The sequence below is a fragment of the Streptomyces milbemycinicus genome, from assembly GCF_002154605.1.
In the GTDB taxonomy this organism is placed as follows: Bacteria; Actinomycetota; Actinomycetes; order Streptomycetales; family Streptomycetaceae; genus Streptomyces; species Streptomyces milbemycinicus.
On sequence record NZ_MUNE01000363.1, the window covers coordinates 1 to 1,174 of the forward strand.

Sequence of the window (1,174 nt, forward strand, 5' to 3'; positions counted from 1 at the left end):
GGACGACGGTGGGGGCGTAGAAGAAGCCCTTCTCGCCGACGCGGTGGCCGCCCGCCTCGACCTTGGCGTGTGCGGGCAGCCGCTCGATGAAGCCGCTGACCTGCGCGAGCTGGTTGGCGTTGTTGAGCGGGCCGTAGAGCACGTCCTGGTCGTCGGCGGCGCCGGTCCTGGTGTCGGCGGCGGCCTTGGCCAGGGCGGCCACGAACTCGTCGTGGATCGACTCGTGGACCAGTACGCGGGTGGCCGCCGTACAGTCCTGGCCGGCGTTGAAGAAGCCCGCGACCGCAATGTCCTCGACGGCCTTGGGGATGTCGGTGTCCTCGAAGACCACGACCGGCGCCTTGCCGCCGAGCTCCAGGTGGACCCGCTTGATGTCCTTCGACGCGCTCTCGGCGACCTGCATACCGGCCCGCACCGAGCCGGTGATGGAGGCCATGGCGGGCACGGAGTGCTCGACCATCAGCCGACCGGTCTCGCGGTCGCCGCAGATGACGTTGAAGACGCCCCCGGGGTGGCCGAGCTCGGTGAGCACCCCGCCGATGATCTCGGCGATCAGCACGGTGGAGGCGGGGGTGGTGTCGGAGGGCTTGAGGACGACGGTGTTGCCCGCCGCCAGCGCCGGGGCGAACTTCCACACGGCCATCATCATCGGGTAGTTCCACGGCGCGACCTGCGCGCACACCCCGACCGGCTCACGCCTGACGATCGAGGTCAGCCCGTCCATGTACTCACCGGCCGAGCGCCCCTCCAGCATCCGGGCCGCGCCCGCGAAGAAGCGGATCTGGTCGATCATGGGCGGGATCTCCTCGCTCGCGGTGAGGGCGAGCGGCTTGCCGGTGTTCTCGGACTCGACGGCCACCAGCTCCTCGGCCCGCGCCTCGAAGGCGTCAGCGATCTTGAGCAGCGCCTTCTGGCGCTCGCCCGGGACCAGATCGCGCCAGGCCGGGAAGGCGGCCGCGGCGGCGGCCATGGCGGCGTCCACATCCGCCGGGCCGGAGAGCGGCGCCGTGGCGTAGGCCTCGCCCGTGGCGGGGTTGACCACCTCCGTGGTCCGCCCGTCCACGGCGTCCCGGAACTCCCCGTCGATGTAGTTGCGCAAACGACGCAGTTCGGTGGTCACGTGCCACCCCTCCCTGTCAGGTGTCCGATGGGTGAGACACCCACAGTAGTCCGC

1 protein-coding gene is annotated in these 1,174 nt (G+C 71.0%); it reads right to left on the bottom strand.

Annotated features, from left to right (window positions below):
- Positions 1–1,120: aldehyde dehydrogenase family protein (locus CCN51_RS27895; RefSeq protein WP_086860202.1), on the bottom strand; the 1,120-nt coding region annotated here is incomplete at its 3' end.
- Positions 1,121–1,174 lie beyond the last annotated feature (54 nt).